The following is a 21149-nucleotide window of genomic DNA, read 5'->3' as shown; positions in this document are numbered from 1 at the left end:
GGATTGGGAATGAAGTCGTCCCGCTTGTTGTCCATCCTGCTGCTACTGCAAACCCACGAACGAATGACCAGTCAAGAACTGGCTCGCCGTCTCGAGGTATCTTCACGCACGATCCTGCGTGACATCACGGCGTTGTCGGCTGCTGGGGTGCCGATCTACACCGAGCGGGGCCGGGGCGGAGCCATCGTGCTGGATCACCGGGCCCGGCTCGACATCTCACGCCTCGATCCACATGAACTGCAGCTGCTTTCCGTCGCAGGACTAGATGAGGGTCTTCTTGAGCAGATCGGGCTCCATGCTGTACATGTCAGAACCCAGCAGAAGCTGACCGCTGTTGCGGCGCGTAAGCAAACCTCCGCCGCTCTGCCCTTGCCCGAGGTCCTCCACGTCGACCCCTCTGGATGGCTCACGGCCGAGCAGGAACTCGACGTGGCCGACCTTCTCACCGCTGCTCGAAATAGACAACGCATCCGCCTCCGATATCGACGCAGCGGCGAGAGCAGCGGGCAGTGGGTTGTCGCGGACCCTTACGGTCTCGTGAACAAAGCCGGATCCTGGTATCTAGTGGCTGACGTCGCCTCACAACCCCGCATGTTTAACACCAGCCGCATTGAGACCCGCGAGCTACTTACGGATTCCGCAGTGCTACGACCGGACTGCGATCTGCGCTCAGTGTGGCAAGAATTGCTGACCAGTTTTCAGTCGGCGCCTGGTATCGAGGTGCACGCACAGCTGCGCTCGACCCGCCTAGATCTGGCCCGACGAATCCTTAGAGGGCGAATGATCCGTATCGACGGCTCCGAGGACGAGTGGACTCATATCGTCGTCCACTATCCAGACGTTGAATCGGTTCGGCAGCTCCTCCAATTCGGAGACCACATTCGGATCTTAAGACCAGCCGCAGCGGTGGTTCGATTCCGCGAGATCGCGGCCCAGATCGTGCAGTTTCACTCAGCACAAAGCACTGCCGATCATCGCCGCCGCGATCGCTAACCAGCCCTCGAGAAGAGGTGGATGCCAAGCGCGACGATGAACACTGTTCCGCTCGCCATCGCGAGCAGGAGTTCTACGAGAATGCCAATCCCGAGGGTTTTCAAGGTGGAGAGCGTCGAATTGAGAGCGTCGTGGAACTCGCGCTTGCGGCTCAGCTCTACGAGGAAGAAGCCGAGAATGAACCCGATGAGGAGGCCCGGGCCGGGGATGAGAAACAGGCCGAGGATCGCGCAGCCGATCGCGACGAAGATCGCCCACGTGGGCACTTCGCTCTGTTTGAGCTTCCGCCCTGTGAGCACGTAGCTGCTCGCCATACCCGCGATCGAAAACATCGCGACCAGCGCGAACGCAACCCAGCCCGTCCAGCCACCGATCCCTATGGCCCATACGAGCATTCCGATAAGGATGAGGAATGACCCGGGAAGCACGGGCAGCACGATGCCCGTGATACCTACCGCGAAGGCGAGCGCGGCGATGATGGTCACGATGATGTCCACAGGCACGGTGTTCTCCTTAGTGCGTGGCGGGCAAGGGGCAGTTGGGACGCCGCTGGCGGAGGCAACAGTCTATAGAGAATCGCGCAGGCACCGCCCGCTACACACTCACGCTGATGCGCGAGGTGCCGTCGGACTTTCTTTCCACGTGCACCTTCTCCGCGATCTGTGTTTTGAGTTCGGCGACGTGGGAGATGATTCCCACCGTGCGACCGTGGGCGGCAAGTTGGCGGATCTCGGCGATCACACCCTCGAGTTTTTCCGGGTCGAGCGTGCCGAAGCCTTCGTCGATAAAGAGGGTGTTCATCTGCACCCCGCCGTTTTCTCCGCTCACGACGTCGGCGAGGCCGAGCGCGAGTGCGAGTGACACATAGAAGGTTTCACCGCCCGAGAGGGTCGAGGGCGAGCGAGAGGAATCATTGCGCAAGTCGAGCATGTCGAGGTCGAGCCCAACGTGCTTGCGGCCTGTTTTCTCGGGTGGCGCAAGGCGGATCTCGTAGATCCCACCCGAGAGAGCCGATAGCCGCGCATTCGCGGCCTCGATGACCTTCTCGAAGCGGCGCATGACCGCGAACGTCGACAGGGTCAGACGTGCTTTCGCATCGCTCGAGTTTCCCGTCGCGATATTCGCGAGGCGAAGTATTTCGCTTTGACGCGCCGAGCGTTTCTCGTGCGCGGCGGCAAGCGCCGTGAAATCTGTGCGTGCGCGTTTCACACGCTCGAGCTCTTTCGCGCGAGTCGCGTGGGTTCCCGCGGCTTCCGTGTGCGCATCGCGGGTCTCGCGCACGCGCGCTGCCGCGGTCTCGAGAGCATCGGCTGCATCTCGCTGAGCTTCTTCGCTCGCATCAATGCCCTCGAGGCGGCCGTCCGCGCGGGCATCCTCGATGAGCGCGGTGAGCGAAGAATGCTCCTTCACTGTGTCCTCGAGCGATTGTCTACGGTCGGGGGCAAGACGCGCCTGAACCACATTTTCTATAGCGTCAAAGCCGCTGCCCTCGAGTGCTTCGTTGAGGTGCGTTTGAGCCCGCTCATGCACGGAGCGAGCCTCCAGGGCTTTGTCGAGCAGTTTTGCGTGTGCACGTGCAGCCTCCCCCTCCGTCAGGAGCGAGAGGCGGAGCGCCGCGATGCTCTCGTGCGAGCCTTCGTGGTCCGTGAGCTCCTGAGCAATGGCCGCGCGGGTCTCGGTGAGAGCTTTCTCGAGGTGCTGAGCTTCGAGGGCGGCACGCTCGGCGGCGAGCGCCTCCTTGTGTGCTTCGCGTTCGAGTGAGGCCGTTCGCTCGTCGAACCGCGAAATCTCGGTTTTCACTCGCTCACGCTCGCCCTCGGCTTCGCGCGCACGCTCCTCCTCGCGGGCAAGCGCAACGCCCTCGCTCTTCAAGCGTTCGATGAGTTCAGGGAGCTGCTCCTGGAACTTCGCGAGATCCTCCTCGACGCTCTCCCCCCACGCCCGCTCGAGGGCATCAATATGGAGTGCCTTGGTGGCAGCTGCCGATGCCCGCGCCTCGCTCAGGCCCTGTTCGGCCTCCACTCGCGTGCGTTCGGCCGCCGCAATGCGCTCTTGGCTCACGAGCTCATCGTCGGTGTGCGCGGGGGCCGGGTGCTCACACGCCCCGCACACGGGGCATGCCTGGCCGTCCTCGAGATCCGCCGCGAGCTCGAAGGCGATCGCGTCGAGGCGTTTGCGCCGAAGGCGTGCCTCCTCCTCACTCGCGCGCTTGAGGGCCGCGAGCATGTCGCGTTCATGCTGCGCGCGCGACGAGTACGTTTCGAGGGTCGCGCTCGCCTCCTTCGCGGTACGCTCGCGCGCGGCATGGGACTCACGCTTTTCTTTGAGGGCTCCGAGGCTCGAGGCCCTCTCGGTCGCCTCGCGAAGCTTCTCGGTGAGCGCTTCGCGTTCCGACGGCCGCTCGTTCAGCAGCGTCGCCTTCTCTTTCGACGCTTCCGCCGCTCGTTCAGCCTCGCGAGCAGCCTCTTTCGCCTCGGTCGCACGTCGAGGTAGCGCTACTTCCTCCTTTTCGAGGCTCGCGAGCGCAGCAGCCGCGCCCAGTGCACTTTCGCTTCGCTGATGGTTGTTGTCGCTTAGCGCTCCCCACTGGGAGACCTGCCCGCGTTCGGCTTCGGGAAGCGCCGTCGCGGCGGCGTCCAGCGCTGCCGCCGCACTCTTTTCATGCGCGTGGGCGTAGAACGGTTTTTCGGCGCGTTCGTGAGAGGCAAGGCTTTCGCGGGCTTTGCGCGCCGCCCCTTCAATCGAAGTTCGTTTCCTCTCGTGGGCGTCGAGCTGGGCTTTGCGAGCGAGCAAATCGTGGCGTTCGGTGGCTTTTTTCGCGGCTTCCTCCGCCTCGTTCGAGGCCGCCTGCGCCATGTCCAGGATGCGCATGGCTTCGCGACAGGCGGCTTCAGAGGAATTCTCGAGCTCCTCGCCAATGGCCCTCGCACGCTCGAGACCCGCCGGGGTGAAATCCCGGGTATCGGTGAGCGCCTGCATGCGTTGCTCATCGCTGACCGATGCCGCCTCGAGGACCCGCTGGAGGGCCGCGCCGAGTTCCGCTTTTGAGGCTTCGACGTCGCGCTGAGCCTCGCGTCTGAGTTCGCCGAATGATTGCTCGATCTGCTCGTACAGCTGAGTCTGGAAGATCCGTTCGAGCACAGTCTTGCGTTCGCTCGTGTCAGCTTTGAGGAACCGGGCGAACTCCCCCTGAGGGAGCACGACCGTTTGGGTGAACTGCGCATGCGTGAGGCCGAGCAAGTCCTGAATCTCCCGGCCAACGTCGGCCGGTCGGTTGGCGATCGGCTCGATCTCTTCCGCGCGTTCGGTGCCGACGATCGCCTCACCCAGCGCTTCGGGCGAGGCAAGCCGCCAGAGCTTCGCGCTCTGGTTCTCATGCACGGGAGCGCCTTTTCCGCGCAGGCGAGCGCGCTCGTAGGCGGGGGTACGCCGAACCCGGTAGATCCCTCGTGGGACCTCGAAAAAGAGGTCCACGACGCTCGGCCGCGTATTGGGCATGAAGTCGCTTCGCACCCGCGCATCGCTCGATCCGCCGCCCGCGACATTGCCGTAGAGGGCAAAGACGGTCGCATCGATGACGGTGGACTTTCCCGAACCCGTGGCACCTTCGAGGAGAAAGAGGCCGCTCGCGCCGAGCGCATCGAAATCGAGTTCGACTTTCTCCCTGAACGGCCCGATGCCCTCGAAACTCAAATGGTGAAGTTTCATGGGTTCAGGAGGCCTTTCGCTGTGCGTGCGACTCGGTGAGATCGGCACGTGCGCGCGCATCGGCGAGCACCTGCTCAATGATGTCTCGTTGCACGGCGTTCGGTTCGGCACCCGTGACGTAGTCGAAGAATTCCGAGATGACCTCCGCCGGTGAAGCCTCGCGCGTCACAACCGGCGCGGCACTAGATTCCGTTTCGCGCGTGGACCGGAACTCCGTAAAGAGGAGATGTGGAAGTTCCGCGCTCAGGATCTGCTGAAGGTGCGCGGGGCGAATTTCCTCCCGCACGATCGCGTGGACCCAATCCTCCGAATAGTTCGGGGCACTATCGAGAATCTCTTTGAGAGAGCCGTCCAGTTCGATGAGCCGGCGGCGCACGGGGGTGGGAATACGTTCCACCTCGACCAACCCCGAGGAGTCCATCTCGACAAGAAGAACGGCTTTGGTGTGGTGGCGCTCCGAGAACGAGAAGGCCAGTGGGCTTCCCGAGTACCACGCGGCGGGCCGCTCGCCAGGGACAAGCGCACTCATGTTTTGGCAGCCGTGGAGGTGGCCGAGCGCGACGTAGTCGACCCCCGCAAACACGCCACCGGGAACAGACGCCACACCGCCCACGCTCAGGTCGCGTTCGGAATCCGAGCCGTCCCCGCCCGCAACGAAGGTGTGGGCAAGCACGACGCTTCGCGGATGCCCGAGAGTCTCGAGTTTTGCGCGGACTCGATCCATCGCCTGCACCGTAACGTCTTCGTGCGTGCGAGGAAGCGGGTCCCCACCCTTGGGAGCGAGGCTGTAGCGCGCAAGATCCGGATCAAGGAAGGGCAGCCCGAAAAAGAGCACCTCACCGTGCTCATCGGCTACCGAAACCGGGTGCTCGATCCCTTCGACATCCGCGAGAATGTGAATGCCTGGCCGCATGAGTTTTGCGCCAAAGCCGAGCCGCACCGCCGAATCGTGGTTGCCTGGCGTGAGGATCACCGTGGTTTCTTCCGCGAGCGCTGCGAGTGACTCGTGCAGAAGCTCAACCGCCTCGACGGGCGGGACCGAACGATCGTAGATATCGCCGGCGATCACGAGAGCGTGCGCTCCGGTTTCACGGACCTTCGCCAGAAGGAAATCCTGGAACTCCCGCTGGTATTCGTGCAGGTTCTCACCGTGCAAGGTGCGCCCGAGGTGCCAATCCGACGTGTGAAGAATTTTCATGCTTTCACTCTAAGAGGAGGGTGGGACATTTAAACTCACCTCATGACGTCCGCGCCTTTCTTCGCCTTCGTAGCCGCTCTCGCAAATGCCGTGTTCTTTCTGCCCAAAGTTCCCGAAGCCGCCGAGCCGGTTGCCTCCCTCCCCGGCGCGGATAAATTGGGGCACATCCTCGTGTTTACTTTCACGACCTGGGCGTTTTCACGACTTCTATGTCTCGAAGACTCGCGGGCTCTCTCGTGGTCCCCTCGTGCTGAGAATGGCGCGCACCAGCGTGGGAACACGAGGCTTGGGACAGTTTTCGGGGTCGTGAAGGTCCGACACCTGCTCATTCTCATTGCCGTCCTCTTCCTGTGGGGCGCCGCGATCGAAGTCCTGCAATCGTTCATGCCCGCGCGCTCAGCAGATGTCACCGACGCGATTGCCGACGCATGCGGAATCGCCCTCGGCGTCGGAGCGCTGTGGATCGAACTCGCGCTCGCCCAGCGTTCCCGCGCACGCCGCACCGCAGGATAACGACTGCGACATGATCGCGAGCCTCACGACAGTCGCGCGGCTCACAGGATGTGGAGCTTTCTTTCACGTCACCGATTTACCGTTATGGGCGGCCATAGCCGAGTCGCATCACTGAAGGACCAGATCGTTCATGCCCCTGCTCCCCGCGTTCTATCGCAAAACCGTGCCCGCCAAAGATGGCGCAAGTTGGCCCCATGTCGTGATCGTTGGCGGCGGCTTCGCCGGCGCCCACCTCGTGCTTGCCCTGCGCGATGCACGCGTGCGGGTGACGCTCATCGATCGGAACGTGTACAAGACTTTCCAGCCGCTCCTCTATCAGGTTGCGACCGCGGGCCTCAACTCTGGCGACGTCACGATGTTCCTGCGCGGGCTCTCCCTCCACGCCCCCAACATGCGCTTTCGCCAGGGCGAGGTCACGGGGATTGACACCGACGATCAGGTCGTGAAGCTTTCCGACGGAGGCTCGGTGCGCTACGACCACCTCGTCTTGGCAAATGGCGCCACCACGAACTATTTCGGCACCCCGGGTGCGGAAGAGTTCGCGATGCCGATGTACACCCGCTCGCAGGCTCTCGAGATCCGCGAGAGGATCTTCGCAGAGCTCGAGCGCGCCACGCAGCTCACGGAGATGAGCTTCACCGACCGCCTCGCCATTTCGATTGTGGGCGGTGGCCCCACGGGCGTGGAAATCGCGGGGGCACTCGCTGATTTCCGCATTAGCGAGCTCGATGTGCTCTACCCCGAGGTGGACCCGGGAACGCTCGAGATTTCCCTTATTCAACGCGGCGACGAACTCCTCAAGGCCTTCGAGCCTCAGCATCGCGAGTATGCGGCGCGCGAGCTTGAAAAGCGCGGCGTGACGCTGCGCCTTGGCCAGGGTGTCGAGGAGGTCGGCTACGACTTCGTGCGCCTCGCCGACGGCAGTTACGTCGAATCAGACATCACGATCTGGGCCGCCGGGGTAAGCGTGTCGACATCCGTAAACACGTGGGGTTTCCCGCAGGGGCGCGGGGGCCGAATCGATGTCGATCCCACCCTTCGCGTCAAGGGCTATGACAACGTGTGGGCCGCGGGTGATATCGCCGGTGGCGATGATCCACAGCCGCAACTCGCCCAACCCGCCGTGCAAATGGGCCAGCATGTGGCGCGTGCGATCAAGGCGCTCGTCGAGGGCGATGAGGCCGCTGCACAAAAGCCGTTCCACTACAACGACCTGGGGGCGATGGCGACGATCGGTCGGCGTGCCGCTATCGCGGAACTGCCCGGAGGCGTGAATCTTCAGGGCTCGATCGGGTGGCTCGCATGGCTGGGCGTGCACGTCTCGAAGTTGCTCGGTACACGCAATCGCCGTTCGGTTGCCGCGAACCTCCTGTATCTCTACAACGGCACGGGCATTTCCCGTGTGCCGAACCCCGTCGTGGGTGACGTGGATTCGCTCGGAGCTCGCAGGGCCTTTCGGGAAAATGCGCCGATTCGCCGGTTCGGCTACCGGGCCGGCAAACGGTTCAAGGATCCGGGCAGGCCGCGCATGCGCCGCTAGGGTGATGCCCCGGGTTTTACACGGGTTTTAAGCGCGCTACACGCTTAACGGTTGTTTCGTGGCCTATCGTGAGGTGGAGCGCGGTGAATCTTCCGCGTGGAATCTCTATCGCTCGCCTGACCACGAGGACGCACTCCATGGCCCAGCCCCGCACGACTGCGCTTCGCCGCCGCCTGGGCGGTGTCGTCGTAGGAGCGAGTGTGCTCGCCTCGGCAATCGCGATCTCGGGTACGGCGCCGTTTGAGACGGTAAGCGCTTTTGCTGTCGACACCACCTGCACACCGGGAACCGTCACCCTTTCCGAAGCGAAGGTCGAAAAGGGAAAGGCGTTTACGGCACTCGTATGCGGCCTCAAGGAAGGCACGCAGGTGCAAGGCGAATACCGCCGCGCCGATCCAGCCGTCGAAGTCGAAGCGACCGCAACCCCCGCCGAAGGCAAGCCCGTCGAGCTCCCGCCGCTCGGTTATTCGCGCGACACCGCGATTGTGGACGCCAGCGGGCGTGCAAGCGTAACCTTCGTCATCGCAGAGCCCGGAAATTACACGGTCACTGTCGCGCCACTCGAGGGCGGCACAAAGTCTAGCGCGCAGGTCACCATCACCGAGCCGGCTGAGCCGACGCCAACCCCGACTCCTGAACCGACGCCAACGCCCGATCCCACCAAGCAGCCCTCGCCAAGCCCAACGGAACAGCCCAAGCCAAGCCCCACGGATCAACCCGATCCAACCCCCACGCCGACGCCGGATCCCAAACCAACTGCGGAGCCTACCGCCACCCCGAAGCCGGATCCCACGAAGGAACCTGCGCCTTCACCAACGGAACCGGCGTCCCCATCCTCGCCAGCGCGCCCTTCCCCTCGCCCTGAAACGGAAGCGCCGCTCCCCGCCGATCCGAGCGACAGCCCCGGCAGCACCGAACCCTCGACGACGCCCTCTCGCGAACAAACGGGTGAGCCCGAAGGATCGTCAACCGAAGCTGGCGGATCGAGGTTCGTGCGCTCTCGCCCCTCCGCCATGTCCCGCATTCCCCAGCGAAGCGGCTACGGACGCTCAGCCGACTTCGGCGCCGTGGGAAGCGACTATTCGAAACTCAGCCACCACGGCACGAGTGGCAACGGCGATGCTGGCGGCATCGTCAGACCAGGCCCAACCCCGAGCCCGACGCCCGGTCAACCTCAAGAGGAGCCGGAGAAGGGCTCCACCCAGCTCATCACCGATCCTTCACGGCAACCGCTCGGCCTATCGGTCGCATGGCTCATCGGCGGTGTGATTGCGGGCCTCGGCCTCGCGGCTACGGGCGCGATCGTGCTAATGCGCCGCAATAGCTAGGCCAGGTACGCGGCGAGCGCCTCGAACTGATCGCGCGGGTGAAAGCCCGCCTCGGTAATTTTGCTCAGGTCGAGCGCGGAATTAATGGGGCGAAGCGCGATGCCCTTGTGTGTATCGAGGTATTCGGCACTTGAGACGCTTTGAACGTTCTCCGGGTCGTGCCCCGTGAGCTCGTACACTCTCTGCGCAATCTCGAACCACGAGGTGATATCGCCCGAGTTCGTCACGTTATAGGTGCCGAACGGCACCCGGGTGCGCAGCACAAAATCGATCGCACGCGCGATTTCATCCGTAAAGGTCAATCGTCCAAACTGGTCGTTCACGACCGAGGGCGAGTCGCCGTTGGTGGCGTGTTCGCGCATCGTCGCGACAAAGTTCTTACCCTCGCCGACAACCCAGCTCGTGCGGAGAATGTAGTGCGTATCGAGAGTCGAGACCGCGGCATCACCGGCCGCTTTCGTCTGTCCGTAGACACCGAGTGGGGCGAAGCCTTCCTCCTCCGTGTGGAACGCGACCGAACCGTCGAACACGTAGTCACTCGAGATGTGCACAAGCACGGCGCCCGCCTCACGCGCGGCCGAGACCAGAAGTGCAACGCCCTTGGCGTTCACCGCCCAGGCTTCGCGGCGCCCTTCGGCACTTTCCGCGCCGTCTTTATCGGTGTAGCCCGCGGCGTTCACGATCACCCTGTAGGGCGAGAAATCAAAGGCGGCGATGGAGTCATGGGCGCCGACATCGAGGACCTCGCGGTCCACGAAATCAACGTCGTCGCGACCGAGCCACAAACCCTGGAGAGCTCGCCCCAGTTGTCCCGCGGCACCCACTACGAGGGTCCGCTCGGGCGAGGAGGCCGCTTCTTGCCATTCGCGTTCGGCAGGCGGGGATGCAAAGTCGTGGGACACGGGCATTCCTTACTGTTCGTTTTTCGCGTATGTCGCTTCAGTTGCGGCCTTTGAGGCGCGCCACCACTGTTCGTTCTCGCGATACCACTCAATCGTCTCGCGGATACCGGCATCAAAGTCGCGGTGGCGAGGGCGCCACCCGAGTTCGTCCTCGAGCCTTCGTGCGTCGAGCGCGTAGCGCACGTCGTGCCCGGGACGGTCGGCCACAAAGTCGATGTCGTCTCCGTCGCGCCCGAAGGCCTCGAGAATGACCCGCGCAACCTCGCGGTTACTTCTCTCGCACTTCGCGCCCACCAGGTACGTCTCACCGATGCGGCCCCGCTCGAGGATAGCAAGAACGGCCGAAGAGTGGTCGTCAACATGAATCCAGTCGCGAACGTTCGCGCCGTCACCGAAGAGGCGCGGCCGCACTCCATCAAGGAGATTCGTGATTTGCCGGGGAATGAACTTCTCAACGTGCTGGCGAGGCCCATAGTTATTCGAGCAAATCGAGATGGTTGACCTTACTCCGAAGCTGCGTGTCCAGGCGCGTACGAGAAGATCGCTCGAGGCTTTCGTCGCGCTATAGGGAGAGCTTGGCCGGTAAGGGGATTCTTCCGTGAACCGCCGCTCAACCTCGAGCGGTAGATCGCCGTAGACCTCGTCGGTAGAGACGTGGTGGAGACGCACGCCGAACTCGCGCACCGCTTCAAGCAGGGCAAAAGTGCCCACAATGTTCGAGCGCACGAACACGGCCGGGTCGCTCAGCGATCGATCGTTGTGGGACTCGGCAGCAAAGTGCACAACCGCATCTGTTTCAGGATCGAGGCTTTCTACAAGCGCACGAGTGGCTTCACGATCAGCGACATCGCCAACAACGAGATGCACGCGATCCTCAGGAAGGCCCTCGAGGTTTGCTTCATTACCCGCGTACGTCAAAGCATCAAGAACTGTCACCGAATAATCGGTGTGCGTGACGACATAGTGCACGAAATTCGAACCGACGAATCCCGCACCACCGGTCACGATCAAGTGTGCAGCACCCATAGCCGTTAGTGTGCCACGACGAGGAACGCGAGGCTGTTAGGCGAGCCTCCCGGCCCTCTCCCCACGCCCAAGCGCCATGATCGTAAAGCCGGCCTCGCGCCAGCGGGCCAGATCGAAGACCCCGCGTCCGTCGATCACCGCACGCTCGGCCACGAGCTCCGCGACACGAGCAGGATCAAGGTCGCGGTACACCTGCCACTCCGTCGCGAGGATGAGCAAGCGCGCGCCGCTCATGGCTTCCTCGAGATCGTCCACGAGGCTCAACTCCTCGTAGCGGCCTCGCACGACCGCGAGAGCCTGCGGATCCGTGATGCGCACATCCGCACCGTGACGTGCGAGGGAAAGAGCGATGTCGATCGCGGGCGAATCACGCACGTCATCGCTATAGGGCTTGAACGCGGCGCCGAGAACAGTAATGGGCACACCCGTCAGATCCCCGTTGAAATACTCGAGGGCGAGCTCCACGGGGCGCGCGCGACGCTTCTGATTGATGCGATCAACGTTGCGGAGAAACTCGAAGGACTCCCCCACCCCATGCTCCTCCGCGCTCGCAATGAAGGCCCGCACGTCTTTAGGGAGACACCCGCCGCCGAAGCCGATGCCGGCTTTGAGGAAGCGTCGGCCAATGCGCTCATCGAGACCGATCGCTTCGGCAACCTCGACAACGTCGGCGCCCGTCGCCTCACACATCTCCGCGACCGCGTTGACGAAACTGATCTTCGTTGCGAGGAACGCATTCGCGCTCACCTTCACGAGCTCGGCACTCTCGTACCCGTACACAAGGCGAGGCGTGCCGGCCTCGAGGATCGAGGCGTACACCTCGTCGAGATGCGTGATGGAAAACTTCTGCTCCTCATGCACGCCGTACACGAGGCGATCCGGACCGAGAGTATCTTTCACCGCGTACCCCTCGCGCAAAAACTCCGGATTCCACGCGAGTTCGACGTTCGGAAGATCCGCAAAAGCCTCGCTGAGGCCGCGCGCTGTTCCGACGGGCACGGTCGACTTGCCCACCACAAGGATCCTGTCGCGCGTTGATCCTGCAAGAACTTCCCCAAGGCCTCTGCGTACAGCATGGAGGGCGGTGAGATCCGCGGAGCCGTCGGACCCCTGCGGCGTGCCCACGCACACAAAGTGCACGTCGCACTCGCGCACATCCGCAAGATCCGTCGAGAAATGGAGATTTCCGCGCTCGAGAGCTGCGGAGAGTTTTTCGGGGAAACTGGGCTCGAAAAATGGCGCTTCACCGCGCTCAAGCTTGGCAATCCTCTCGGTATCCACATCGATCCCCACGACATCGTGCCCCAGTTCCGCCATGCATACCGCGTGAACTGCGCCAAGATATCCGAGCCCAATAACCGAGATTTTCATATGTATCCTTGCGACGAATCAGTAAGCGAATCTTTGACGACGAAAAACCGTCATTGATTCGACCCTACCGACCGCACACTCACACCCTGGCCCGGGTTACCGAGAATTCACCGCGTACTTTCAGCCGTTCACGCGCCCGTTAACAACGTCTGGTTTCCGACGGTCGCCGCGACCACTCGAGCCCACACCAATCAATCGTGCGGCGACGAATGCGGGTCGGCGATCACGGCCGACTCGTAGTATTCGCGCAACTGCTCTTCTTGCGTGAACGTCAAATGGCCGAGCCCGTTCGCGCGCGGGGCCTCCTCGAGAATTTCGCGCCGAACCGCGGTTCTGGGGCCGCTTTCATCAAGGTCAATATATTCGTAGGGAATATAGATTTCACGCGTGCCAAAAGGCCCGAGTGCAATTGTCACAAAAGAGATTTTTTGAGTGCGATCATTGAGGAAAATTTCGCACACTTTGCCGAGGCGCCCGCCGGAGGCATCGCGCACGAGAGCGTTGCGGAGTCGATCAAGCTCAACCTCGGTCGCCATACACGCTACTTTCCACTCGTCGGGGTAAACGGATCAGCCTCGCGCAGCGGGATCACAAACATGCGCAAGAAAATCGAGAGGTCATGGTCATAGAGGCCATCGCCCATGAGGGCATCGCGCATGAAGACCCCCGTCCACATCGCGACGATCGAGCGGGCAATCCACTCGGGGCTCGCACCTTCGTCGAGCCAGCCCTTTTCTTCGTACATCTCAAAGAGGGCGGTGAGCTTCTCTTCTGCCATCGTCTGCATTCCCACGATCGCTTCGTGACCGGGGTGATCTTTTTCGACAGCCTCGGCCCTCACGACGGCGAACATGACGGACTGGTACTGCCGCACCGCATCCCAGTCACGAATCGCCGCGGGCTCTTGCGCCGTCTCGACAAAGTCATCGATCAGCTCTTCAAAATGGTGTGCCACGCGCTCGAGGACCGCCTGGAGCAAGGTTTCCTTACGGGAAAAATGATGGAGCATACCCGGGTGGGAGATTCCCACGCGCTCGGAAATATCGCGAAGCGACGTGCCACGGTAGCCGTACGTGGAGAACAGGAGCGTCGCTTCCTCGAGGATGACCTCGCGGGTACGCTCTCCGCGTGCCCGCGTGAGGTTGACTCTGGCGCCGTGATCCGGCGATGGATCGGCCGTGCGACGGGCTGCTCGGCGATCGGGGGTCATGGGCAACACTCCTAGGCTCTGTGACGGCGCGTGAGCCTTGTGGCTGCTACGCACGCTCGCCCGCACAACACTGTAGGGCCACGACCTGCATGTACGCTAAGTTACCGCGATGAGCATGGGGGTGGATTCACGGGCGAATACCAATATTTCCAGCAGTTACTCCCAGTATGTCACAGCTTCGAGGCTTCAGCCCGCAAGCCGCTCGCATATCTGCACCGCGTTGAGGGCCGCGCCCTTGCGAAGATTGTCCGAAGACACGAAGAAGACAAGCCCGCGACCGTCCGGAACCGCCTGATCGCTGCGGAACCGCCCCACGAATGTACCGTCGCGCCCTGCAGCAAGGCGCGACGTAGGCACATCAACGAGCTCGACGCCCACCTGGGCTCGGACCGCTTCCTCGGCTTCGTCCACGGTGATCGGCCGCTCAAACTCAGCGTGGATGCTGAGCGAATGCCCCGTGAACACCCCGATGCGCACGCACGTGCCCGACACACGGAGATCCGGAAGATCGAGAATGCGCCGGGACTCATTGCGGAGTTTTTGCTCTTCATCGGTTTCGAGCGAACCGTCGTCCACAAGCGCCCCCGCGAACGGGACCGCGTTGAACGCGATCGGAGCTGGATACACGCACGGCGCCGGCTCAGCATCGACTCGACCATCGAGGGCAAGCGACTCAAGATCATTCACGTAGGCACGCGTTTGGCTCGCAAGCTCGTCGACGCCTTTGAGGCCGCTGCCGGACACAGCCTGGTAGGTCGCAACCGTGAGGCGCTCGAGCCCGGCGCGCTCGTGAAGAGCTTTGAGGGCCGGCATCGCCGCCATCGTCGTGCAGTTCGGGTTCGCAATAATGCCTTTGGGCGCTTTCTCGGCACACTCTCCGTTCACTTCGGCGACAACGAGTGGGACCTCCGGGTCCTTGCGCCACGCGGAACTGTTGTCGATCACGGTTGCACCGACGCGTGCAAACACGGGAGCGAGACGCTTCGAGGTCGCGCCACCCGCGCTGAACAACGCGATATCGACCGTATTGCCCTCACCTTCAAGCACTGCGGTCTCGGCGTTTTCTACCACGAGGTCCTCGCCATTGACACGCATATGCGTACCCGCCGAACGCTCGGACGCAAAAAGGCGGATTCGCGAGTGTCGCACGCGACGCTCTTCGAGAAGCGTGAGCATGACACGGCCCACCTGGCCCGTTGCGCCCACGACAGCAATGACTGGCCCCGACGGGTCCTTGTCCATAACCTTTTCGCCCATTGCCCTCTCCTTTCGGCCGCGCTCAGCGACCCGTTCCGGCGTAAATGATGGCTTCACCCTCGCCGTCGAGGCCGAAAGCCGTGTGGAGCACGCGCACAGCCTGGTCGAGCTCGTCGACGCGAGTCACGACGCTGATGCGGATCTCCGAGGTCGAAATCATCGAGATATTGATCCCCGCGTTCGACAGCGCGCGGAATGCCGTCGCGGACACGCCGGGGTTCGACTTCATGCCCGCGCCAATGATCGACACCTTGCCGATCTGGCTGGTGTACCGCAACTCGCGGTAGCCGATCTCGCTTCGCGCTGCCTCGAGCGCACGAGTGGCAGCCTCGGCGTGCGCCTCGGGAATTGTGAACGAAATCGCGACTGTACCGTCGACAGTTGAGACGTTCTGGACGATCATGTCGACATGCGCGCCGACGGACGCGACGAGTTCGAAAATTGCCGCGGCTTTCCCGGGCGTATCGGGGACCTCGACGAGGGTCACCATACCCTCGCTGCGGTCGTGGGCGATGCCCGTGATCATCGGGGCCTCATGGCCCCCTTCTGTCAGGAATGCCACGGGGGCCTCCTCCTTCGTAGGTGAAACGTCGCAGGCGCCCGCGAGTGCGCCAAGGCGGGTAAGGTCGGGGTCGATCGGGAAGTCCCGATCGGGATCCTCGCAAATCACGGTGCCGATGCGGCCGCTGTGGCTCGAACGCACGTGGAGTGGAACCTCGAAACGACGCGCGTATTCGACACATCGAAGGGCGAGAATCTTCGCTCCGGCAGCGGCCATTTCCAGCATCTCCTCGGAGCTGATCTCGGGGATGCGGCATGCGCTCGACACGATGCGCGGATCGGCGGTAAAGATTCCATCCACGTCGCTATAGATCTCGCACACGTCTGCCTCGAGCGCTGCCGCGAGGGCGACGGCGGTGGTGTCGCTCCCGCCGCGACCGAGAGTCGTGATTTCCTTCGTCGTGCGCGACACCCCTTGAAAGCCCGCGACGATGGCGACGTGACCGTTGTCGAGCGCGCTGCGGATACGCCCGGGGGTCACGTCGATGATGTGGGCGCCGCCGTGAAGCTCGTCGGTAATCATGCCCGCCTGCGAGCCCGTGTATGCCCGCGCGCTCACGCCGTTGGCGTTGAGGGCCATCGAGAGCACCGCCATCGAGATGCGTTCGCCCGCCGTGAGCAGCATGTCGAGTTCGCGGGCGGGCGGCTGCGCGGTCACTTCTTGGGCGAGGTCGATGAGTTCATCGGTCATGTCTCCCATCGCCGAGACGACGACCACGACTTCGTGGCCCGCCTTCGCGTACAGGGCGATGCGCGCGGCGACACGCTTGATCGCGGCGGCATCCTCAACGGAGGATCCGCCAAATTTTTGTACGACAAGCGCCATGGGCGAGTTTCCCTTTCGCGCGCGGGGTTACCGCGGTAGTGGCATGAATGCGGGTGGTGCCATTGTGACAGGCGAGGCCGCAGGGATGAGTGCAGCGCGCCCGTTGCGTCTCACACTGTGAGGCGTCCCGCGTGCAGCTCCTCGAGACTCTCCGGGATATCGTGCTCGCCTTTGATCGTGGGAGGCTCAACCGTGGCGGGCGTCACCTGTTCTTCGCCGAGCCCAAAGTCGGGCAACACACCGGTCCTCGAGGCCGCCTTGGCGATTTGCTCGAGCGTCGCGTCTTTCGGTAGACCAAGCTTCATCGCCTGGCGTTCGCGCAGAGCCGCCCTCACGCGCGGATCGTCCGCGAGATCCGTCCGTGTGCCGCGCTGAGGTGCAATGGCTGAAAACGGCACCTCTCTGCGCATGTACCAGCCCGCTGGGCCGTAGACGATCGTGCGCAGGTCAATCGCCATCGCGCGGTAGGTGGCGATCATCCCCAATGCGCTCGCCGCGAATCCCGAGATCCCAAGAACCCATAGGTGCACCGGGCCCGCGAGGTCTGCGTCACCAGTCATCTGGAGCACGACGAGCAACGCGATGAGGCACACGGCTTCCACTGCGGCGAGACCAAGGGTTGTCACCCACACGACGCCCCGTTCCCATCGATTCACGGCCATGCGCTCAGTAATCGTGGGATAGGTGCGCTGATCCCGAACCCCCCGCTTTGATGGCGGGATGAGGTGGAAAAGGGAGAGCACGAGCGGTGGCAGCCACGCGAAGGCGCTCAGCCATGCAATGAGCAGCATGAGTGCCGCGATGCGCGTCGTGAGGGAAAAATCCGTCGCACCGGAGATGTCGCCAACGCCGCCATCGAGCGTAAAAAGCTGCCCGAAATCGGCAAAGTAGTAAAACGGCACTACCAGCACAGCAACGATCAGGACCTGCCACCAGCGGTACCGAGCGATAGTGCGAAACGACTGCGCCACGACGCGCGGGTTTGCGGTGAACCTATTGCGCGGCAGATGCCGACGATCCTGCGCAAACAGAACGCGCGTGTAATGACCGTAGCTATCCGTGCCGATCGCAGCCTGGCGCCTCACCTCCAGCTCGCTGAGTCCCGGCAGCTTCAGAGGGTTCGAGGCACGCGCGAGTCCAGCCGCAAGAGGCGCACTCAACAGCGCAATAACAAGCATCTGGAGATACCCCGACACGACGATGTAGGAAAAATCGGCGAGGATGAAGGTATTACCGGGAAGCGCGGTAAGGATCATCGAAAGGACGATCACTGCGAGCTCGGGCCACAGGATCCACTTCGCAAACGACCAGCCGATCGCCCTTCGAAACTCCTTCTCCGTGAGGTACTCGCGGGGGCGTAGTCGCGCAACCGACCGCAAACCGAGCGCCGCAGCCCCCAGACCGGCGAGAGCGCCAAAGGGCGCCGACCCAAAAGCGATGAACAGCACGACGCCCGGCGACGCGCCGAGTCCGTTGAGGAGTGACGCCACGAAAGATGGCTCGGCGAGCGCGAGAATCGGCAAAAACGAAAACAGCGGGGTCAGCGAACCGAGAAACACCATCGCGAGCGCCCCCCAACTGACAAACCCCACGATTGCCATCCACACCCAAATCTTCCGGCCCGCGGCCGCGCGTATCGACCGCGCGGATTCACACAAGACTTCCTCGGGAAGGTCGACGACGTCGTCTCCCGTGGGCAGCCTTTCCGGCTCAGGCAAGCCGACAAGCGGCGGAAGTGGCTGCGCCGAAGGCCCGGCAAGCGTCGGAATCCCCATGCCCTGGCCCGGCATTCCCGGGTGAACGCCCTGCACCATCGAAACCCCCTAGAAAGTGCGCCGCCCCGCGAACGCGCGGCCAAGAGTCATCTCATCAGCGTAATCAAGGTCCCCGCCAACCGGAAGGCCCGACGCCAGACGTGTGACCTCGACTCCGGAATCCGCAAGCGCGCGCGCGATGTAGCTGCTCGTAGCTTCGCCCTGAACGTTCGGGTCCAACGCGAGGATCACTTCGGTGATGTCTCCTTGCGAGACGCGATCCTGAAGTTCCTGAATACGCAAGTCCGCCGGGCCGACTCCCCCGATTGGGTCGATCGCGCCGCCGAGCACGTGGTAGCGACCCCGATACTCGCGAAGCCGCTCGATCGCAAAAACATCGCGGGGCTCCTCCACAACGCACAGAAGCTCACCGTTGCGACGCTCGTCGAGGCATATCGCGCACCGTTCTTCCTCTGCGATATTGCCGCACACCTCGCAAAAGCGGATGCGCTTTTTCACCTCGGTGAGGGTCGAGGCTAGCCGCTCGATCGACGCGCTCTCCGCACCGAGCACGTAAAACGCGATGCGCTGCGCCGACTTGGGGCCCACCCCGGGGAGCATCCCGAGTTCGTCGATCAGATCCTGCACGATTCCCTGAAACACACCTAAACTCTATGGCACGGGTGAGACAAATAAACTCGTAAACTCGCCCCACGCCCGTTCTCAACGCGAAAGCACACCATGACCATCCACACGACTCCCGGCGGAAGCGATGTCGAAAACGGCCGCGGCTACACGACACTCACCGTGCTCGATCAGCCCTCCGTGCCGCTCGCCGCCGTCCGCGTCAACGACCTTGCGATGGACGCACTCGGAGACTATGCGAGCGTGGTTGCCGATGTTCTGCCCGCGGCGCTCGAGCGCGAAGGCGCCGAGATCACCGGGCACCTGGTTGTCGTGTTTTACCGCGTTGGCGGCATTGATAGCGCTCACGCGAAGAGCGATGTCGCTATCGGTTTCCCGATCGAACGTCCACTTTCGAGGGATATCGACGTGAGCTCCGACGCTTGCCCGGGCGACACTGCACTCCAGGCAAGTACCGTCACCCTCCCCGAGGGGCGCATCGCTGCTCTTTCGCACAACGGCCCCTACAGCACGCGCGACGACTCGTGGAATGCCCTGCTCACAACTCTGACGGACCGCGGGCTCGAGCCCACGCCGCCGTTTTGGGAAGTGTCGATTCCCGTTGCCGAGCAGGACACGGTCGTGACAACCTCACGCACCGATCTTTTCGCACCGCTTGCCCCGCTGAACTAGGAGAGGGCCATGCTTGCGGACGGTCTAGACGACCCCCTCGATTTCAGCGCCGTTCGACTCGCGCGGGCCTACCGCGACGGGGAGCTCACGCCGAGCGTCCACGTCGAGCGTGCACTCGAGCGCGCCCATGAACGCGGCGCGAAGGTCGGGGCGTTTTCGTGTGTTACCGATGATCGTGCCCGCACGCAAGCCGAGCGTGCCGAGGCGATGCTGCGTGCAGAACGCTCTGCGGGCAGGGCGCCAGCGCCTCTCCTCGCCGGCATTCCCCTGCCGATCAAGGACCTCGTCGAAGTCGAGGGGCTGCCATTCGAGGCCGGCTCCCCCGCTCTCGCAGGAAACATTTCGACTCGCACCGATGGCATCGCCGAGGATCTCATTGCCGCCGGCACCCTCACGCTCGGGAAAACCACGACGAGCGAGTTCGGGATGAGCGTGTTTAGCGAATCGCCACTCGGAGCGGCCCGCACCCCGTGGGATGTACGGCGCACCGCGGGCGGCTCGAGCGGCGGCGCCGGTGCAGCCGTCGCGTGCGGCATCGCGCCACTCGCCCACGGCAACGACGCCGGCGGAAGCGTGCGTGTGCCCGCTGCCTGCAATGGCGTTCTCGGCATGGTGACCTCGCGTGGAACGGTAAGCGCCGGACCACACGGCCTCGACGGACCGGGACTCGCGCGCCACGGGATGCTCGCGCGCACGGTCGCGGATCTCGCCCTCGGCGTCGATCTCATCGCCCACGCACGGCCAGGCGATGCATTCGCGGGCCCGCGGCCCACACGGGGCGCGGGCTGCGGCGCAACCTCTTCAGTCGAGGCGTCGCTCGCTGCGCTCGATGCGCGAGAGGTTTCACCCCTCAGGATCGGTGTGCTCACCTCGCCCATGGTCGCCGAGGTAGAGCTCGCGGCCTCCTCTCTCGACGCCGTCGTGCGTGCCCGCTCGCTGCTCGAGGCCCTCGGGCACACAACCATCGAGATCCCCGCACCGATGACACCGGAGGATTGGCAAACGTTTATGCCCGTGTGGGCCGTGGGAGCAGCGTCGATTCCGCTGCCCTACGGTCCGGCCGGGAGCGCCGAGGCCCGCGCCGGGGAGGAGGCAGCGGGCGTTGGGGCACTCACGCGCTGGCTACGCGGCATCGGCGCCGAGGTCACCGGGCTGGAGTATGCCGCCGCGATCGCGTGCATTCAGAAACTCACGCGTCGCATGGCCGAGGCGTGGGAGAGCTTCGACGCGATCCTCACGCCGATGCTGTCCGAGCCGCCCGTTCGCGCGGATCGCATCCCCGGCGACCCGCGCGAAGACTTCGATTTTCAATCGCGCTTCACGCCGTTCACGAGTGTGTGGAATATGAATGGGTTCGCCGCCATGAGTGTGCCCCTGCATCGCACAGTGGTCGACGGAATCGAACTGCCCGTAGGCGTCCACCTCGGGGGAACTCGGCCGGGAGCCGAGACCACTCTTCTCAGTATCGCCGCGCAGCTCGAGGCCCTCGACCCCTGGCCCCTACTCGTCGCACCCTGAAAAGCCCAGGCCCGGCTCGCCCCCTGCCGCCGATCCTGCTCACATCCCGGCCCGGCTCGCCCCTGCCGCTACTCCTGCTCACATCCCGGCACTGCCCTGTGCCCTGCCAGCCGGGCTTTACCCTTTC

At 63.6% G+C, this 21149-nt stretch carries 18 protein-coding genes; 6 read left to right on the top strand and 12 right to left on the bottom strand.

Annotated elements, in window-relative coordinates:
- Positions 1-9 precede the first annotated feature (9 nt).
- Positions 10-993 carry a helix-turn-helix transcriptional regulator gene (locus tag DEHOM01_RS08210; RefSeq protein ID WP_061212327.1) on the top strand — a complete coding sequence of 328 codons (984 nt, stop codon included), beginning with the start codon at positions 10-12 and terminating at the stop codon, positions 991-993.
- On the opposite strand, the gene DEHOM01_RS08205 is transcribed toward DEHOM01_RS08210, so the two are convergent.
- The 3 genes from DEHOM01_RS08205 to DEHOM01_RS08195 all read right to left on the bottom strand — a co-directional run bounded on the left by DEHOM01_RS08205 (position 990) and on the right by DEHOM01_RS08195 (position 5899).
- Complete coding sequence (locus DEHOM01_RS08205; RefSeq protein WP_061212326.1) at positions 990-1496, bottom strand: DUF456 domain-containing protein; 507 nt, start codon at positions 1494-1496, stop codon at positions 990-992. The two genes, DEHOM01_RS08210 and DEHOM01_RS08205, sit on opposite strands and share 4 nt — an antisense overlap.
- Positions 1497-1587: 91 nt before the next feature.
- The gene (locus tag DEHOM01_RS08200) at positions 1588-4701 is read right to left on the bottom strand and encodes an AAA family ATPase (protein ID WP_167346668.1); all 3114 of its coding nucleotides are present in this window, start codon (positions 4699-4701) and stop codon (positions 1588-1590) included.
- Between the two features lie 4 nt (positions 4702-4705).
- Complete coding sequence (locus DEHOM01_RS08195) at positions 4706-5899, bottom strand: exonuclease SbcCD subunit D (protein ID WP_061212324.1); 1194 nt, start codon at positions 5897-5899, stop codon at positions 4706-4708.
- A 42-nt stretch (positions 5900-5941) separates the two neighbouring features.
- Here DEHOM01_RS08195 and DEHOM01_RS08190 point away from each other — a divergent pair, with 42 nt between their 5' ends.
- The 3 genes from DEHOM01_RS08190 to DEHOM01_RS10005 all read left to right on the top strand — a co-directional run bounded on the left by DEHOM01_RS08190 (position 5942) and on the right by DEHOM01_RS10005 (position 9280).
- Positions 5942-6412 carry a VanZ family protein gene (locus DEHOM01_RS08190; RefSeq protein WP_061212323.1) on the top strand — a complete coding sequence of 157 codons (471 nt, stop codon included), beginning with the start codon at positions 5942-5944 and terminating at the stop codon, positions 6410-6412.
- Positions 6413-6542: 130 nt separating this feature from the next.
- Positions 6543-7952, top strand: a complete 1410-nt coding sequence (locus tag DEHOM01_RS08185; RefSeq protein WP_061212322.1) for an NAD(P)/FAD-dependent oxidoreductase — start codon at positions 6543-6545, stop codon at positions 7950-7952.
- Between the two features lie 137 nt (positions 7953-8089).
- Positions 8090-9280 (top strand): hypothetical protein, encoded by a 1191-nt coding sequence (locus DEHOM01_RS10005; RefSeq protein ID WP_061212321.1) that lies wholly within the window; start codon positions 8090-8092, stop codon positions 9278-9280.
- Here the strand turns inward: DEHOM01_RS10005 and DEHOM01_RS08175 are convergent.
- The 9 genes from DEHOM01_RS08175 to recR all read right to left on the bottom strand — a co-directional run bounded on the left by DEHOM01_RS08175 (position 9277) and on the right by recR (position 18850).
- Positions 9277-10182: an SDR family oxidoreductase gene (locus DEHOM01_RS08175; protein WP_061212320.1), complete on the bottom strand. Its 906-nt coding sequence runs from the start codon at positions 10180-10182 to the stop codon at positions 9277-9279. The genes DEHOM01_RS10005 and DEHOM01_RS08175 overlap by 4 nt on opposite strands.
- A 9-nt stretch (positions 10183-10191) precedes the next feature.
- Positions 10192-11208, bottom strand: a complete 1017-nt coding sequence (rfbB, locus tag DEHOM01_RS08170; protein WP_061212319.1) for a dTDP-glucose 4,6-dehydratase — start codon at positions 11206-11208, stop codon at positions 10192-10194.
- Positions 11209-11244: 36 nt separating this feature from the next.
- On the bottom strand, positions 11245-12579 hold the full coding sequence (locus DEHOM01_RS08165; RefSeq protein WP_061212318.1) for a UDP-glucose dehydrogenase family protein: 1335 nt from the start codon (positions 12577-12579) through the stop codon (positions 11245-11247).
- A 191-nt stretch (positions 12580-12770) separates the two neighbouring features.
- A complete protein-coding gene (locus DEHOM01_RS08160) occupies positions 12771-13115 on the bottom strand; it encodes a PRC-barrel domain-containing protein (RefSeq protein WP_061212317.1) in 345 nt (114 codons plus the stop codon).
- Between the two features lie 5 nt (positions 13116-13120).
- Positions 13121-13789: a TetR/AcrR family transcriptional regulator gene (locus DEHOM01_RS08155; RefSeq protein WP_061212316.1), complete on the bottom strand. Its 669-nt coding sequence runs from the start codon at positions 13787-13789 to the stop codon at positions 13121-13123.
- A gap of 186 nt (positions 13790-13975) precedes the next feature.
- Positions 13976-15046, bottom strand: coding sequence for an aspartate-semialdehyde dehydrogenase (locus DEHOM01_RS08150; RefSeq protein WP_082738806.1), 1071 nt, complete (start codon positions 15044-15046; stop codon positions 13976-13978).
- 22 nt (positions 15047-15068) lie between these two features.
- Positions 15069-16433: an aspartate kinase gene (locus DEHOM01_RS08145; RefSeq protein WP_061212315.1), complete on the bottom strand. Its 1365-nt coding sequence runs from the start codon at positions 16431-16433 to the stop codon at positions 15069-15071.
- 110 nt (positions 16434-16543) lie between these two features.
- Positions 16544-18247 (bottom strand): hypothetical protein, encoded by a 1704-nt coding sequence (locus DEHOM01_RS08140; RefSeq protein WP_061212314.1) that lies wholly within the window; start codon positions 18245-18247, stop codon positions 16544-16546.
- Between the two features lie 9 nt (positions 18248-18256).
- On the bottom strand, positions 18257-18850 hold the full coding sequence (gene recR, locus DEHOM01_RS08135; RefSeq protein ID WP_061212313.1) for a recombination mediator RecR: 594 nt from the start codon (positions 18848-18850) through the stop codon (positions 18257-18259).
- 78 nt (positions 18851-18928) lie between these two features.
- Between recR and DEHOM01_RS08130 the strand changes: the two genes are divergently transcribed.
- Both DEHOM01_RS08130 and DEHOM01_RS08125 read left to right on the top strand, forming a co-directional pair.
- Positions 18929-19504 (top strand): GyrI-like domain-containing protein, encoded by a 576-nt coding sequence (locus DEHOM01_RS08130; RefSeq protein WP_061212312.1) that lies wholly within the window; start codon positions 18929-18931, stop codon positions 19502-19504.
- Between the two features lie 9 nt (positions 19505-19513).
- Positions 19514-21022 (top strand): amidase, encoded by a 1509-nt coding sequence (locus DEHOM01_RS08125; protein ID WP_061212311.1) that lies wholly within the window; start codon positions 19514-19516, stop codon positions 21020-21022.
- The last annotated feature ends 127 nt before the right edge of the window (positions 21023-21149 follow it).

Source organism: Dermabacter hominis NBRC 106157, assembly GCF_001570785.1.
In the GTDB taxonomy this organism is placed as follows: Bacteria; Actinomycetota; Actinomycetes; order Actinomycetales; family Dermabacteraceae; genus Dermabacter; species Dermabacter hominis.
This window is presented reverse-complemented; position numbering and strand designations above follow the sequence as displayed.